This is a genomic window from Curtobacterium sp. MCBD17_028 (assembly GCF_003234875.1).
In the GTDB taxonomy this organism is placed as follows: Bacteria; Actinomycetota; Actinomycetes; order Actinomycetales; family Microbacteriaceae; genus Curtobacterium.
Window position 1 is genome coordinate 135923 of record NZ_QKTQ01000004.1, and the last position, 14496, is coordinate 150418.

14 protein-coding genes and 1 riboswitch are annotated in these 14496 nt (G+C 72.0%); of the genes, 7 read left to right on the plus strand and 7 right to left on the minus strand.

Annotated features, from left to right (window positions below; genetic code table 11):
* Positions 1–32: 32 nt before the first annotated feature.
* Positions 33–953: a bifunctional methylenetetrahydrofolate dehydrogenase/methenyltetrahydrofolate cyclohydrolase gene (locus DEI86_RS06830; RefSeq protein WP_111011536.1), complete on the minus strand. Its 921-nt coding sequence runs from the start codon at positions 951–953 to the stop codon at positions 33–35.
* 29 nt (positions 954–982) lie between these two features.
* Positions 983–2281 (minus strand): serine hydroxymethyltransferase, encoded by a 1299-nt coding sequence (gene glyA, locus DEI86_RS06835; protein WP_284183573.1) that lies wholly within the window; start codon positions 2279–2281, stop codon positions 983–985.
* A 35-nt stretch (positions 2282–2316) separates the two neighbouring features.
* Positions 2317–2402, minus strand: a riboswitch (ZMP/ZTP riboswitch).
* Between the two features lie 93 nt (positions 2403–2495).
* Here glyA and clpS point away from each other — a divergent pair.
* From clpS to DEI86_RS06875, 7 genes are all read left to right on the plus strand, one after another.
* Positions 2496–2774, plus strand: coding sequence for an ATP-dependent Clp protease adapter ClpS (gene clpS, locus DEI86_RS06840; protein WP_111049217.1), 279 nt, complete (start codon positions 2496–2498; stop codon positions 2772–2774).
* Complete coding sequence (locus DEI86_RS06845; RefSeq protein WP_111013072.1) at positions 2771–3259, plus strand: DUF2017 family protein; 489 nt, start codon at positions 2771–2773, stop codon at positions 3257–3259. Before clpS ends, DEI86_RS06845 begins: the two co-directional genes overlap by 4 nt.
* 56 nt (positions 3260–3315) lie before the next feature.
* Positions 3316–3747 carry a MarR family winged helix-turn-helix transcriptional regulator gene (locus DEI86_RS06850; RefSeq protein ID WP_111049114.1) on the plus strand — a complete coding sequence of 144 codons (432 nt, stop codon included), beginning with the start codon at positions 3316–3318 and terminating at the stop codon, positions 3745–3747.
* A gap of 198 nt (positions 3748–3945) precedes the next feature.
* Positions 3946–5283, plus strand: coding sequence for an MFS transporter (locus DEI86_RS06855; RefSeq protein WP_111049115.1), 1338 nt, complete (start codon positions 3946–3948; stop codon positions 5281–5283).
* A 60-nt stretch (positions 5284–5343) separates the two neighbouring features.
* The gene (gene purU / locus DEI86_RS06860; RefSeq protein ID WP_111013069.1) at positions 5344–6201 is read left to right on the plus strand and encodes a formyltetrahydrofolate deformylase; all 858 of its coding nucleotides are present in this window, start codon (positions 5344–5346) and stop codon (positions 6199–6201) included.
* A 5-nt stretch (positions 6202–6206) separates the two neighbouring features.
* Positions 6207–6695: a YrdB family protein gene (locus DEI86_RS16500; RefSeq protein ID WP_258372269.1), complete on the plus strand. Its 489-nt coding sequence runs from the start codon at positions 6207–6209 to the stop codon at positions 6693–6695.
* Complete coding sequence (locus DEI86_RS06875; RefSeq protein ID WP_111049117.1) at positions 6692–7858, plus strand: N-acetylglucosamine-6-phosphate deacetylase; 1167 nt, start codon at positions 6692–6694, stop codon at positions 7856–7858. Before DEI86_RS16500 ends, DEI86_RS06875 begins: the two co-directional genes overlap by 4 nt.
* Before the next feature lie 3 nt (positions 7859–7861).
* Here DEI86_RS06875 and DEI86_RS06880 read toward each other — a convergent pair whose 3' ends face one another.
* The 5 genes from DEI86_RS06880 to DEI86_RS06900 are packed head-to-tail and all read right to left on the minus strand — an operon-like array spanning position 7862 to position 14270.
* Complete coding sequence (locus tag DEI86_RS06880; protein ID WP_220038494.1) at positions 7862–8818, minus strand: ROK family protein; 957 nt, start codon at positions 8816–8818, stop codon at positions 7862–7864.
* Positions 8815–10536 (minus strand): ABC transporter ATP-binding protein, encoded by a 1722-nt coding sequence (locus DEI86_RS06885; RefSeq protein WP_111049118.1) that lies wholly within the window; start codon positions 10534–10536, stop codon positions 8815–8817. The genes DEI86_RS06880 and DEI86_RS06885 overlap by 4 nt, the downstream gene beginning before the upstream one ends.
* Complete coding sequence (locus DEI86_RS06890) at positions 10536–11456, minus strand: ABC transporter permease (protein WP_111011522.1); 921 nt, start codon at positions 11454–11456, stop codon at positions 10536–10538. The genes DEI86_RS06885 and DEI86_RS06890 overlap by 1 nt, the downstream gene beginning before the upstream one ends.
* A 43-nt stretch (positions 11457–11499) precedes the next feature.
* The gene (locus tag DEI86_RS06895; protein WP_111011523.1) at positions 11500–12459 is read right to left on the minus strand and encodes an ABC transporter permease; all 960 of its coding nucleotides are present in this window, start codon (positions 12457–12459) and stop codon (positions 11500–11502) included.
* Positions 12456–14270, minus strand: a complete 1815-nt coding sequence (locus tag DEI86_RS06900; protein WP_111049119.1) for a peptide ABC transporter substrate-binding protein — start codon at positions 14268–14270, stop codon at positions 12456–12458. The genes DEI86_RS06895 and DEI86_RS06900 overlap by 4 nt, the downstream gene beginning before the upstream one ends.
* Between the last annotated feature and the right edge of the window lie 226 nt (positions 14271–14496).

Here is a 14496-nt window from a genome sequence, read left to right on the forward strand (position 1 = left end):
AACGGCATCGGCGTGTTCGACGCCAACAGGGCTCAGTGTCGGTGGCGCTCGGCGGCCTCGACGACGTTCTTCATGAGCATCGCCCGGGTCATCGGCCCGACGCCGCCCGGCACCGGCGACAGGAACCCGGCCACGGACGCCACGGCGGGGTCGACGTCGCCACGGAGCTTCGCCCGACCCGTCTCGGGGTCGACGACGCGGGTGATCCCGACGTCGATGACCGCCGCACCGGGGCGCACCCAGTCGGGCTGCACCAGACCCGCAACACCAGCGGCCGCGACGACGATGTCCGCCCGTCGGGTCTCCGCCGCGACGTCGGACGTGAGCGAGTGCGTCAGTGTGGCCGTCGCCTCGAGCCGGGTGAGGAGGAGCCCGAGGGGTCGTCCGACGGTCAGCCCCTGCCCGATGATCGTGACGTGCTGTCCTCGGATCGGGACGTCGTACGCGCGGAGCATCTCGACGATGCCGCGCGGCGTGCACGGGAGCGGCGCGTCGATCGTCCCCGCGCCTCCCGGCACCGCGAGCACGAGCTCACCGAGGTTCGTCGGGTGGAGGCCGTCGGCGTCCTTGTGCGGGTCCATGAGTTCGAGCATCGGCGTCGGGTCGATGCCCTCGGGCAGCGGGAGCTGCACGATGAACGCGGTGACCGCGGGGTCGTCGTTCATCTGCAGGATCGCCGCGCGGATGTCGGCCGCCGACGCCGTCGCGGGCAGGTCGATCCGCACCGACTCGATGCCGATCTCGGCCGAGTCACGGTGCTTGCCGGCCACGTAGGACAGCGAACCGGGGTTCTCGCCCACCAGGATCGTCCCGAGTCCGGGGCGCACGCCGTGCTCGTGCAGTCGTGCCACGCGGGTCCGGAGTTCGCCCCGAACGCGAGCGGCCAACGCGGCGCCGTCGACCCGGATCGCCGTGCCGTCGGCGTCGAAGCGGTCGCGCGGGAGCGGCGGCAGCTCGTGCTCCGCCGCCGTGCCGGTGTCGCTCACGCGTACAGCGGGAACGCGGCGGTCAGGGCCTTCACCCGGGCCGAGAGCGCGGCGATGTCCGGCTCCGGCATGAGCGTGGCCGCGATGACGTCCGCGACCTCGGTGAACTCCGCGTCGCCGAACCCGCGGGTGGCGAGGGCGGGCGTGCCGATCCGGACGCCCGAGGTCACCATCGGCGGCCGCGGGTCGAACGGCACGCTGTTGCGGTTCACGGTGATGCCGACCTCGTGGAGGAGGTCCTCGGCCTGCTTGCCGTCGACCTCGGACGCGCGCAGGTCGACGAGCACGAGGTGCACGTCGGTCCCGCCGGTCAGGACGTCGATGCCCGCGGCCTTGGCGTCGGGCTGCGTCAGGCGCTCGGCGAGGATCTTGGCGCCGCGGACGGTGCGCTCCTGGCGGTCCTTGAACTCGGGCTCGGCCGCGAGCTTGAACGCCGTGGCCTTCGCCGCGATGACGTGCATGAGCGGCCCGCCCTGCTGCCCGGGGAACACGGCCGAGTTGAGCTTCTTGAAGAGCGATTCGTCGTTCGACAGGATCACGCCCGACCGCGGCCCGGCGAGGGTCTTGTGGACGGTCGAGGACACGACGTGCGCGTGCGGCAGCGGCGACGGGTGGAGGCCCGCGGCGACGAGCCCGGCGAAGTGCGCCATGTCGACCCAGAGCTTGGCATCGACCTCGTCGGCGATCGCCCGGAACGTCGCGAAGTCGAGCTGCCGCGGGTACGCCGACCACCCGGCGATGATGACCTTCGGCCGGTGCTCGAGCGCCTTCGCGCGGATGTCGTCGTAGTCGACCTCGAAGGTCTCCGGGTCGACGCCGTAGGCCACGGCGTTGTAGAGCCGCCCCGAGAAGTTGAGCTTCATGCCGTGGGTGAGGTGCCCGCCGTGCGCGAGCTCGAGCCCGAGGATGGTGTCCCCGGCGGAGGCGAGCGCGTGCAGCACGGCCGCGTTCGCCTGGGCGCCGGAGTGCGGCTGGACGTTCGCGTACGCGGCGCCGAACAGTGCCTTCGCCCGGTCGATCGCCAGCTGCTCGGCGATGTCGACGAACTCGCATCCGCCGTAGTAGCGCTTGCCCGGGTAGCCCTCGGCGTACTTGTTCGTCAGGACGGAGCCCTGCGACTCGAGCACCGCGCGGGGCACGAAGTTCTCGGACGCGATCATCTCGAGGTAATCGCGCTGGCGCCCGAGCTCGAGCTCGAGGACCCGGGCGATCTCCGGGTCGACCTCGGCGAGCGGGGCGTTGAAGGTGGACGGCAGGCGGTCGGACGTGGCGGCGCTGGGCTCGGAGATGGACACGGTGGCTCCTCGTGGTCGTTCACGGAACGGTCGGGTCTCGTGGCCCAGGCGTACGGCCGCGATCCGTGTCTGTTGCCGCTCCCCGATGGTGACCCATCCAACGCCAGTCGCGACAGCAGGGATCGTACCAAGGCAGGCCTCCCGGGCGCGAGGGCCGAGCCTGCACGAGCAGTGGGCGAAGCGACCGGGCGCGTGCGACCCTGGAGGGGTGACGATGCTCGAGCCCGACCTGGACGTCCGGGAGCGCACGCGCTCGGACGCGCCCTGGGTCGCGGTCGTGTGGGACGACCCGGTCAACCTCATGTCGTACGTGACGTTCGTGTTCCAGACCTACTTCGGCTTCCCGCGACAGAAGGCCGAACGGCTCATGCGACAGGTGAACGACGAGGGCAGGGCGGTCGTCGCGCGCGGTCTGCGCGAGGAGATGGAGCGCCACGTCGAGGCCATGCACGGGTTCGGTCTGCAGGCGACGGTCGGCAGGGACGCCACGTGATCCCGTTCGTCCGACGTCGCGACGGCGTGCACCTGACGCTGTCGCGGGGCGAGCGCAGCGTGCTCGAGAGCCTGACGGCGCAGCTCATGCAGATCCTGCAGGGGGACCTGGCCGGTGATCCGGTCGCGCTGCGGCTGTTCCCCGTCGCGTACCCGGACGACCCCGAGGCGTCCGCGGAGTTCCGCCGCTACACGATCGTCGACCTGCAGACGCAGAAGGCCGAGAACGCCCGCATCGTGCACGACTGGTTGACCGGCCGCGCGTCGGGACCCTTCGACCGGGAGGCCGAACAGGCGTGGCTCCGCTGCCTCACCGACCTGCGGCTCACCGTCGCGGAGCGGCTCGGGATCACCGACCACGACCCGGACGACCCCGACGCCGATCCGGACGGTGTCGGGAGCGAGATCGGACTCCGCGACGTCTACGACTGGCTCGGCTACGTGCAGGAACACCTCGTCGTCACCCTGCAGGGGCACGGGGACTGAGCCCCACAATGGAAGCCTGCCTTGCAAGGCTGGCTTCCCAGGCGTAGCGTCGTCGCGTGACCGAGCGCAGCGCATCCGACATCGACCTCGCCGAGGCGCTCATCGCCGTGCACGGCCGGTTCCGTCGCACGCTCCTCGTCGCCAAGACCGACGAGATCTCGCCGACCCAGTCCGCCGTGATCGGCCGCCTGCTCCGTGATGGCCCGCAGACCACCGCGGACCTCGCCCGCGCCGAGGGCGTGCGCCCGCAGTCGATGGGTGCCACGATCGCGGGTCTCGTCGAACTCGGTCTCGCCGTCCGTGAGCCGCATCCCACGGACGGCCGGCGGGCGCTCGTCCAGCTCACCACCGCCGGCCGGGAGGCCCGTGCCGGTTCCCACGCGAGCCGCACGCGTCTCGTCGCGGACCGGCTCGCGGGCCTCCCGGCCGAGGACCGCGCCGCCGTCGAGCGCGCGATCGACGTGCTCGGGTCGCTCGTCGACCCCTGACGCGGGCGCCGCACCGCGCTCCCGCCGTGGCTCCACCGCCACCCCGCCCGCTCGCTCGCCGCACCTCCAGCTCGCCGTACCTCCCACTCGCCGCACCGACCGAAAGCCGCCGTCACGTCCGCGTCCACCGCATCCGTCCCCACCACCGGCCCCGCACGGCAGCGCCACCCCGGTTTCGGCCCGAAGCTCCTCGTCCCGGTGCTCGTCGGGCCGCTCCTCAACCCGATCAACACCACGATGGTGTCCGTCGCGCTCGCGCCGATCTCCCGCGACCTGGGCATCGGGTCCGCGCAGGCGATCTGGCTCGTCGCGGCGCTGTACCTCGCGAGCGCCGTCGCCCAGCCGTCGATGGGGAAGCTCGCTGACCGGTTCGGGCCGAAGAAGGTGTTCCTCACGGGGCTCGTCATCGTCGGCGTCGCCGGGTTCGTGCCCGAGTTCCTCACCGGGTTCGGGGGCGCCGTCGCCGCTCGCGTGCTCATCGGCATCGGGACCTCGTCCGCCTACCCGGCCGCCCTGACCACACTCCGCCAGCAGTCCGAGCGCATCGGCAAGCCGACCCCGCCGCTCGTGCTCGGCGCGCTCTCGATCACGTCCCTGGTCTCCGCGGCCGCCGGGCCACCGCTCGGGGGCGCACTCATCGCCGCCTTCGGGTGGCACGCGATCTTCCTCGTCAACGTGCCCCTCGCCGCCTTCGGGTTCGTCGTCGCGGGGCTGTGGCTGCCGTCCGACGCGTCGCGGCCCCGCCACGACGACGGGGTGCCGGTGCTCACCGCGCTCGACCCCGCCGGCATGCTCCTCATGACCGGGACCGTGTCCGCGCTGCTCGTGTTCCTGCTCGACCTGTCCGACGGCCTCTGGTGGCTGCTCGGGGTCGCCGTCGCGCTGCTCGTGGCGCTCGTGCTCCGCGAGCTCCGAGCGGTCAAGCCGTTCATCGACGTACGGCTCCTCGCCACGAACCGCGCGCTGAGCCGCACCTACGTCCGGTTGTTCCTCGTGTACATGGTCGCGTACACGATGACGTACGGGTTCTCGCAGTGGGTGCAGGACGTCGCCGGCTACTCGAGCGACCAGGCCGGGTACATCCAGCTGCCCTCCGCCGTGATCGCCGGCTTCGTGTCGTTCCTCGTGGCGCGACGGACCCGCGTCCGGACGCCGCTCGTGATCGCAGCCACGGTCCCGGTCGTCGGCGGGCTGCTGCTCCTCGGCCTCCACGCCGGCAGCCCGGTCTGGCTCATCGCCCTCGTGCCGACCATGTTCGGAGTGCCGCAGGGGCTGGCGTCGGTCTCGAACCAGGCGGCGCTGTACCGGCAGGTGCCCTCGTCGTACATCGGCACCGCGGCGGGTCTGTCCCGGACGAGCGTGTACATCGGGGCGATCGCGGCGTCGTCCCTCATCGGCGGTGTCTTCGGCGAGCGCCCCACCACGCCGGACCTGCACCTGCTCGGATGGGTGATCGTCGGCGTCGCACTGCTGCTGTCCGCACTGACGATCCTCGACCGGGCACTGCGGCGAGCGGATCGCAGCGCCGCGGGCTGACGCGGGGCGGACGTGCGCCGCGCCTCCCGGGCCGTCCGCTCGCCCCGATACGCTGAGCGGGTGACCGACCCGACCCACTGGACACTCACCCTCGTCTGCCAGGACCGCCCCGGGATCGTCCACGCGGTGAGCGGCGCCGTCGTCGCGGCCGAGGGGAACATCACCGAGTCGCAGCAGTTCTCGAGCGAGGACACGAACACGTTCTTCATGCGGCTGCAGGTGCTCGCACCCGTCTCGCGCGCGGCGTTCGAGGCCGCGCTCGCCCCCGTGGTCGAGCGGTACGACATGACCGTGCAGCTCGACGTCGTCGGGCGCCCCCTGCGCACGCTCGTGCTCGTGTCGAAGGCCGGGCACTGCATGAACGACCTGCTGTACCGGCAGCGGAACGGGCAGCTCCCGATCGAGGTGCCCCTGGTGCTGTCGAACCACCCGGACCTCGGGGAGCTCGCCGCGTTCTACTCCGTGCCGTTCGAGCACCGTGCGGTCGTCGACGACGCCAGCAAGCGTGCCATGGAAGCGCGAGTCCTCCAGGCCGTCGAGGAGCACGACATCGAGCTCGTCGTGCTCGCCCGCTACATGCAGATCCTCTCGCCCGAGCTGTGCGCCGCGCTCGCCGGCCGTGCGGTCAACATCCACCACTCGTTCCTGCCCGGGTTCAAGGGCGCCAACCCGTACCGGCAGGCCCACGCGCGGGGCGTCAAGCTCATCGGGGCGACGGCGCACTTCGTGACGAGCGACCTCGACGAGGGGCCGATCATCGAGCAGAACGTCGTCCGGGTCGACCACTCCCGCACGCCGCAGCAGCTCGTGTCCATCGGACAGGACGAGGAGTCGCGCACGCTGACCCAGGCCGTCCGCTGGATCGCCGAGGACCGCGTGCTCCTCGACGGCGGCTCCCGCACGATCATCTTCCGGTGAGCGACATGTCGAACCCGCCGCAGTCCCCCGTCGACTGGGAGGACGTCCCACCGCCCGCAGCCGGCGCGGGCCACGCCGCCCCCGCTCCAGGCCGCGCCGCACCCGCCGCGGGCCGCACGTCGGCGGCCGGGGCTCCCCGAGCCTCCCGGCCGCGCCGCCGCGTCGACGTCTGGACCGTCGTCCGGGTGGTCGTCATGGTGTTCGGCCTGTTCTCGCTCGCGTACTGGGGCTACATCTCGTGGGCCTTCCCGAGCCCCGCCGTCGTGTTCATGGTCGGCGCACCGGTGTTCGCCGCACTCGTGTGGTTCTTCTTCCGCTCGCCGCGGTCCCCGATCCCGACGGACGCGGTCGGCAAGACGATCGTCGAGGTCGCGCTCATCGTCGCCGCGGGCGGCGCCTGGCTCTCCATCGGCCGGCCGTGGGTCGGACTCGTGTTCATCGTCGTCGCCGCGGTCTCGGGCATCGTCGTCGGTCGCCGGGAGACCGCACCGTGACCGGCGGGGAGGCCCGGACCACGCTCCTCCGCGCCGCTCGCGCGGTCGACGTGTCCGGGATCGTCGAGGACCCGTGGCTGCTGCTCGACGGCGACACGATCCGAGCGACGGGCAGCGGGCCGGACGCCCCCGCAGCGGAGGAGGTCGTCGACCTCGGCACGGCCACGATCACGCCCGGGTTCGTCGACCTCCACGGGCACGGTGGGGGCGGCGGCGCCTACGACCACCCGGACCAGATCCCGACGGGACTCGCCGTCCACCGTGCACACGGCACGACGCGGTCGGTGATCAGCCTCGTGGCGAACCCCGTGCCGGTGCTCGTCGACCACCTCACCGCGATCCGCGCGCTCGCCGCCCGGGACCCACTCGTGCTCGGCGCGCACCTCGAGGGACCGTTCCTGTCGCCCGACAACCGCGGCGCACACCACCCCGCGTACCTGGTCCCCCCGGAGCCGGACGCCGTCGCCGCGCTGCTCACCGCGGGCGAGGGGGTCCTGCGCCAGATCACGATCGCGCCGGAACTGCCCGGTGCCGAGCGGGCGATCCCCGCCGTCGTGGAGGCCGGGGTCGTCGCCGCGGTCGGGCACACCACGGCGGACCACGGGACCGCGCAGCGGGCCTTCGACCTCGGTGCCTCGATGCTCACCCACGCCTTCAACGCCATGCCGGGGATCCACCACCGTGCCCCCGGGCCGATCTCGGCCGCGATCGCCGACGACCGCGTGACGCTCGAGCTCATCCTCGACGGCGTCCACGTCGCGCCGGCGGTCGCGCGGATCCTGCTCCGCGCCGCCCCCGGCCGTGTCGCCCTGATCACCGACGCGATGGCGGCCGCCGGCTCCCCCGACGGCGACTACATGCTCGGCGACCTGGGGGTGCGGGTGACCGACGGCGTCGCGCACGTGGCCGGCTCGGACACCATCGCCGGCTCGACGTTGACGCAGGACGCCGCCCTCCGCATCGCCCTGACGCAGACCGACGTGTCGCTCGTCGACGCCGTCGCGGCGCTCACGGCCGTCCCCGCGGGTGCCATCGGCGAGGGGGAGCGCCTGGGCCGACTGGCACCCGGGTACGCGGCCGACGTCGTCGCGTTCCGCGGGGACTGGACCGTCGCGGGGGTGTGGGCTGCGGGGGTGCCGGTGGCCGGGGCCTCCGCCGACTGACGGTCAGCCGGCCAGGAGTGCCCGGGCGCGCGACGCCGCACCGAGCGCCACCGCGTCGCTGCCCAGCCGGGCCCGCTCGACCCGGACGACGGCGCCGCTGACGGGGGGTTCGGCCTCGAGCGCCCGGCGCATCGGCGGCTCGAGCAACGCCCACGCGGCGGACACCCCGCCGCCGATGACGACGGTCCGGACGTCGAGGATCCCCGCGGTCAGGAGGATCGCCCGCGCGAGCCCCCACCCGGCGGCGTCGAACACGGCACGGGCGTCGGCGTCGCCGGCCTCGGCAGCGGCGGCGACCTCGTGCGCGTGGCGGGTCCGGCCCGTGCGCTCGGCGTAGCGCGCGCTGATGCTCCGCGCGGACGCCAGGGTCTCGAGGTGCCCGCGCTGCCCGCAGGTGCACCGGGCGTCGCCGAACCCCGGGACGTGACCGATCTCGCCGGCGGCACCACCGGGCCCGTCGTACAGCTCGCCCGCCAGGATGAGTGCGCCGCCGACCCCGGTGCCGAGCGTCATGCCGAGCACGTCCCGCTCCCCCGCCACGGCGCCGGCCGAGACCTCGCCGCGGAGGAACGCGTTCACGTCGTTGTCGAGGGTCGCCGGGACCCCGAGCGCGGCCTCGATCGCCGCGGTCACCCCGAAACCGGCCCAGCCGGTGAACGAGTCGCCGGTCACGAGCACGGTGCCGCTCGCCGCGTCGACGACACCGGCCGCGCCCACCCCGACGCCGATGAGCGTGCCGTGCTGCCGCGAGAGCAAGGCGCCCACCGCCGCGACCGCCGCGCGGACGATCGCAGCGCCGCCGTCGTGCGCCGGTGTCGGGACGTCGGTCCGGTCGAGCACCACGAGGTCCTCGGTGCACAGCAGCACCTTCGTGTTCGTGCCGCCGACGTCGATCCCGGCGAGCAGGCGACGTGGTGCATCGGTCGGGAGGGCCGGGGCCGCGGTGTCCGTGCGGCTCACGCGCGTTCCCCCGGGACCGGTCCTCCGGAGCCGGCGGCGAGCGCCGCCTGTCGCTCCGACCGTCGGCGGCGCTGGAGCACGGGGTCCGGGACCGGCACGGCCGCGAGGAGCCGGCGCGTGTAGTCGGTCTCGGGGTGCAGCAGCGTCCGGCCGGTGGGGCCCTGCTCCTCGATCCGCCCGGCGCGCATGACGACGACCCGTGCGGCGAAGTGCTGCACGACGGCGAGGTCGTGCGACACGAACAGGCACGCGAACCCGAGGTCGTGCTGCAGGTCGGTGATGACCTCGAGCACGGCCTCCTGCACGCTGACGTCGAGGGCACTCGTCGGTTCGTCGGCCACGAGGAGCTTCGGCCCGAGCACGAGGGCCCGGGCGAGACTGACGCGTTGCCGTTGCCCTCCCGAGAGCTCGCGCGGCGCGCGTCCGGCCAGGGCACGGGGCAGCCGGACGGCGTCCAGGGCCTCGGCGACGAGGCGGTCCCGTTCGGCACCACCCATGCCCCGGCGGTGGACGCGGAGCGGCTCGGCGATGCACTCGCCGACCGCCATCCGGGCGTCGAGCGACGCGACCGGGTCCTGGAGGACCACCCCGATCCCGCCCTGGAGGGCCCGTCGTGCACGCCCTCGCGTCCGGCGGAGGTCCTGGCCGAAGAGCGCGACGGTCCCGGAGGTGGGCAGCACGAGGCCGAGCGCCACGCGCGCCGCGGTCGACTTGCCCGACCCGGACTCGCCGACGAGGCCCACGGTCTCCCCGGCGTGCACGCGGATGTCGACCCCGGCGAGGGCCTGCACGGCGCGGCGGCCACGACCGAAGGCGACCCCGACGTCCCGCAGGTCGACCACCGGAGGCGTGCCGTCCCTCCCGACCGTCGACGGGTCGTCGGGGACGGGCGCGGGTCGGTCCGGATCCGCCACGAGGAGCCGCGGCACGGCGGCGAGGAGCCGCTTCGTGTACTCGTGCTCCGGTCGGAGGAGGACGTCCTCGACGCTGCCGGTCTCGACGATCTCGCCGTGGAGCATGACGGCGACGCGGTCGGCGAAGTCGGCGACGACACCCATGTTGTGTGTGACGAGCAGCACCCCGGTGCCGGTGTCGACGGCGAGGCGGCGGAGCAGTTCCAGGATCTCGGCCTGGACGGTCACGTCGAGTGCGGTGGTCGGTTCGTCGGCGATGAGGAGCCGCGGTTCGTTCGCGATGGCCATCGCGATGACGACGCGCTGCCGCTGGCCGCCCGACAGCTGGAACGGGAACGCGGAGGCGCGCTGCTCGGGGTCGGGGATGCCGACGCGGCGGAGCAGGTCGACGGCCTCGCGAGCGGCGTCGGCCGCCGTGACCTGCCGGTGGTTGCGGATCACCTCGGCGATCTGGGCGCCGATCCGGGTGAGCGGGTCGAGTGCGGTCGCGGGTTCCTGGAAGACCATCGACACCGTCCGGCCACGGAGTGCCGCGAGCGACGGCTCGGACGCGCCGACGACGTCGGTCCCGCCGACCGCGGCTCGGCCGCTCGGCGTGGCGTTCGGGGCGAGCAGGCCCATCGCGGCGAGCGCGATCGTGGACTTGCCCGATCCGGACTCGCCGACGAGAGCGAGCGTCTCGCCCGGCCGGACCTGGAGGGACACCCCGCGCACCGCGGGCACGGCGCCGGTCTCGGTGGCGAAGGTGACGTTGAGGTCCTCGACGTCGAGGATCGGCACGGTCGTCTGGGTGGTCGTCGGCATCAGCCGCGTCCTCTCGCGTCGAAGGCGTCCCGGAGCCCGTCGCCGATCGCGTTGAACGCGCAGACGACGAGGATCACGGCGAGGCCGGGCGGCAGGATGAGCCACCACCGCCCCGAGTACGCGGCGGTGAGGCCCGCCGAGAGCATGCCACCCCAGTCGGTCGCGGGTGGCTGCACGCCGAGGCCGAGGTAGGACACGTAGGCGACGAGGAGGATCGCGTCGGCCACCTGGAACGTCGCGGCGACGACGATCGTCGACACGGAGTTCGGGAGCACGTGACGCATGACGGCGCGGGCGTGCGTGCCGCCGATCGCCCGGAGTGTCAGGACGTAGTCGCGGTTCTTGAGCGTCAGGGTCTCGGCTCGGATGAGGCGCGACGGCACGAGCCACGACACGAGGCCGAGGATCACGATGAGCCCGAGGACGTCCGGCGTCGAGATCGCCGAGATGACGAGCAGGATGAACAGTGCGGGGATGGCGATGCCGGCGTCGACGACGCGCATCATGACCGCGTCGACCCATCCGCCCGCGTACCCGGCGATCGCACCCCAGAGCGTGCCGATGACCGTGGCGAGCAGCCCCGCGGCGAGACCGACGAGGAGCGACACGGTCCCGCCGTACATCAGGCGACCGAGCTCGTCGTGGCCGACGGCGTCGGTGCCGAGCAGGTGTGCGCCGCCAGGCCGGAGGTTCGCCTGCGACAGCGTGGTGTGCGTCTGGTCGGTCGGGTACACGAGTGGGCCCACGAAGCAGAACAGCACGAACAGGACGACCACGACGAGGCCGACGACCGCGAGCCGGTTGCGGAGGAACCGGCGCAGCGCGATCCGGAAGCCGGTGGCACCGACGACCTCGACGGCGGGCCCGGCGGCGGAGTCCGGGCTCAGTGGCGTCTGCCCGGGTTGGAGGACGGCGCTCATGCGGGACCTGCCTTGCTTCGGGGGTTCGGGGACCGGTCGCCGGTCATGCCGTCGCCGCCCTGACGCGGGGGTCGACGATCGACTGGATGACGTCGGCCAGGAGCGTGCCGACGACGGTGGCCACGGAGATGACGAGGACGCAGCCGAGGAGCACCGGGTAGTCGGACGACTGCGCGGCACTCCAGAACAGCAGGCCCATGCCCGGGTAGTTGAAGAGCTGCTCGACGACGAGCGATCCGCCGAAGAGCACCGGGACGTAGTACCCGAGCATCGCGATCACCGGCGTGAGCGAGTTGCGGAGGACGTGCCGTCGGAGGATCGCACCCTGTCGTGCGCCGCCGGCCCGCGCGGTGCGCACGTAGTCCTCCTGGAGGTTCTCGAGCGTCGACGACCGCATGTACCGACTGAACACGGCGACCATGGCGGCGGCACCGGTCACCACCGGGAGGACGAGACCGGCCGGGTCGGCGAAGACCTCGGCGAGCGTGTTGCCGTTCGGGGCCTGCGAGGGGAACCACGGCAGGACCTGGCTGAACACCACGATGACGACGAGCCCGAGGAAGAACACGGGGGTGGAGTACGCCACGAACGCGAGGGTCGTGACGACGTAGTCGACCGGCTTGTTCCGCCGGACGGCCTGCCACATGCCGAGCGGGATCGCCACGGCGAGCGCCACGACGGCCGACAGGATCGTCAGCACCAGGGTCTTCGGCAGTCGCTCGACGATGAGCTGCGTGACCGGCTCGTTCAGCGTGTACGAGGAGCCGAGGTCGCCGCGGAGCAAGGTACCGAGGTAGTAGACGTACTGCACGACGAGGGGCTTGTCGAGGCCCTGCTCGCGGTTGAACTGCGCGATCTGCAGGCTCGTGGCCTTCGCCCCGAGGATCCCGCGAGCGGGACCCCCGGGGAGCGTGTGCAGCAGGCAGAACACGATCACGGTGACGATGAACACCACGATCACGGCCTGCAGCACACGCCGGGCGATGTAGAGCGCAGTGGTCACTTGCTCCACTTCCACTGCGCGGGGTGGAAGTTCGCCAGGGAGTCCTGGTCGAACCCGGTCAGGCCCTTCTTGACGACCGAGATCTGGTAGTCGGGGCTCGGCAGCCAGATCACCGGCAGGTCCTTCGCGACCGTCGCGCTGTAGTCCTGCACCGCGCTCGAGTCGGTCGACGTGGTGCTGGCCGAGATGAGCTGGTCGACCTGCTTGTTCGAGTAGTTCCCGAAGTTCGCGCTGCCGGCGGTCTGGAACAGCGAGTCACCGGTCGGGTACGCGTTGAAGTACCAGCTCCCGGCGGTCCCGAAGAACGACAGCTGCCACTTGCAGATGTCCTGGTCGGCGGTGCACTGCGGCGTCTGCGACAGGACCGTGTTGACCGGAGCGGTCTTGATCGAGAACCCGATGCCGGTCTTGGCGAGCGAGGACTGGATCGCGCTCATCATGTTGTCCGTCACGGTCGAGCCGGACTGCGACAGCACCTGCATCTGGAACTTCGTGCCCTTGGCGACGCCGGCACCGCACTGCGAGCTCCCGGACCCGGCGTCGGTGCAGACCATCGTGCCGTTCTGCTCGGTCCAGCCGTGGCTCGTGAGCAGGGCCTTCGCCTTGCTGCTGGAGTACGGATACGGGTTGTCCGTCTGGGTCGACGAGACGAAGTCGGACTTCTGCGCCTGCGGGACCGGCCCGTAGCCCGGCGTCGCCGTGCCGTTGAACACGACCTTGGACAGCTGCGGCTGGTTGATCGACATCTGCACGGCCTGACGGGCGTACAGCTGCTGGAACACCGGACCCATGGTCGGGTTGTGGAAGTTGTACGGCATGTACGTGATCGCCCATCCGTTCCACGGCTCGACCGAGTAGCCCTTGGACGTGAACGAGGCCTTCTGGTCGATGTCCGAGGGACTGATGTAGCCGTAGTCGACGGAGCCCGAGCGGAGCGCGTTCGTCTCGGCGTCGCTCGTGGTGAACGGCAGCAGGTCGACCGTCGTGATCGAGGGCTTCTCGCCGCCGTCGTACTTCTTGTTCGCGGTCAGGACGACCTTGCCCGAGGTCGAGAACGAGTCGATCGCGTACGGGCCGGAGATCGTGGTCCAGAGCTTGTTCGAGTCGTACCCGGAGATGTCCTTCGCCGCGGCGTTGAGGAACTTCCACACCTGCTTCGCACCCGCGGTCGTGCGGTCGGCGTCACCCACCGAGCCGTTCGCGCTCGTCTTGTCCCAGGCGTGCTGCGGGAGCGGGGTGATGAGGCTCAGCTCGTTCGCGAGCATCCACTGCTCGTTGTAGGCCTTGTCGAACGTGATGGTGAAGTGTCGGTCGTCGATCGTCTTCAGGGACGTCCAGTTGTCGGGCGCCTTGCCCTCGTTGTAGCTCGCCCAGTCGGCCTTGTTCGCCTTGATCACGTTGAACCAGAACTCGACGTCGCGCGACGTGATCGCCTTGCCGTCGCTCCAGTGGCGGTCGCCGAGGGTGATCGTGACGCTCTTGCCGTCCGAGGCGAAGTCCGCGGCCGTGGCGATCGAGCCGGCCTTGTTCCAGGCGATCTTGCCCGTCGAGCCGTCGTACGCGATGAGGGGCTCCCAGAGCGACGACGCGATCGACCCGTTGTTCGTGTTGAGGTGCGCCGCGGTCCCGATCGGCAGGATCCAGTTCGGCGTGAAGTTCGCGGGCAGGGCGTAGTCGATGGTGTCGGAACCCGACGACGCGCTCGATCCGCCGGAACCGGCGCAGCCGGCGAGCAGTGCGGACGCGGCGACTGCCACTCCCGCGACGAGCGCCCAGGGGCGGCGGGACCGCCCTGTGCGTGCTGTGGACATGGTGTTCTCCTTCGAACGGGGCCGGTCGGCACCAGGGGTGGAAGGCGGAGCGGAGGGGTGGCGTCGTGCTGGTGGACAGTCAATGGGCAAACCTCGTGGAGAAAGAAGTACCTCTGTGTAAAAACTGCGTTTCTGCGGAACTGGGGAAAGCCGAGAGCCTCGACGTGCGCCATACACTCGCAGCACTCGCCCTCGATGGAGATAGTTCAGCCATGTCTGTAGAAAG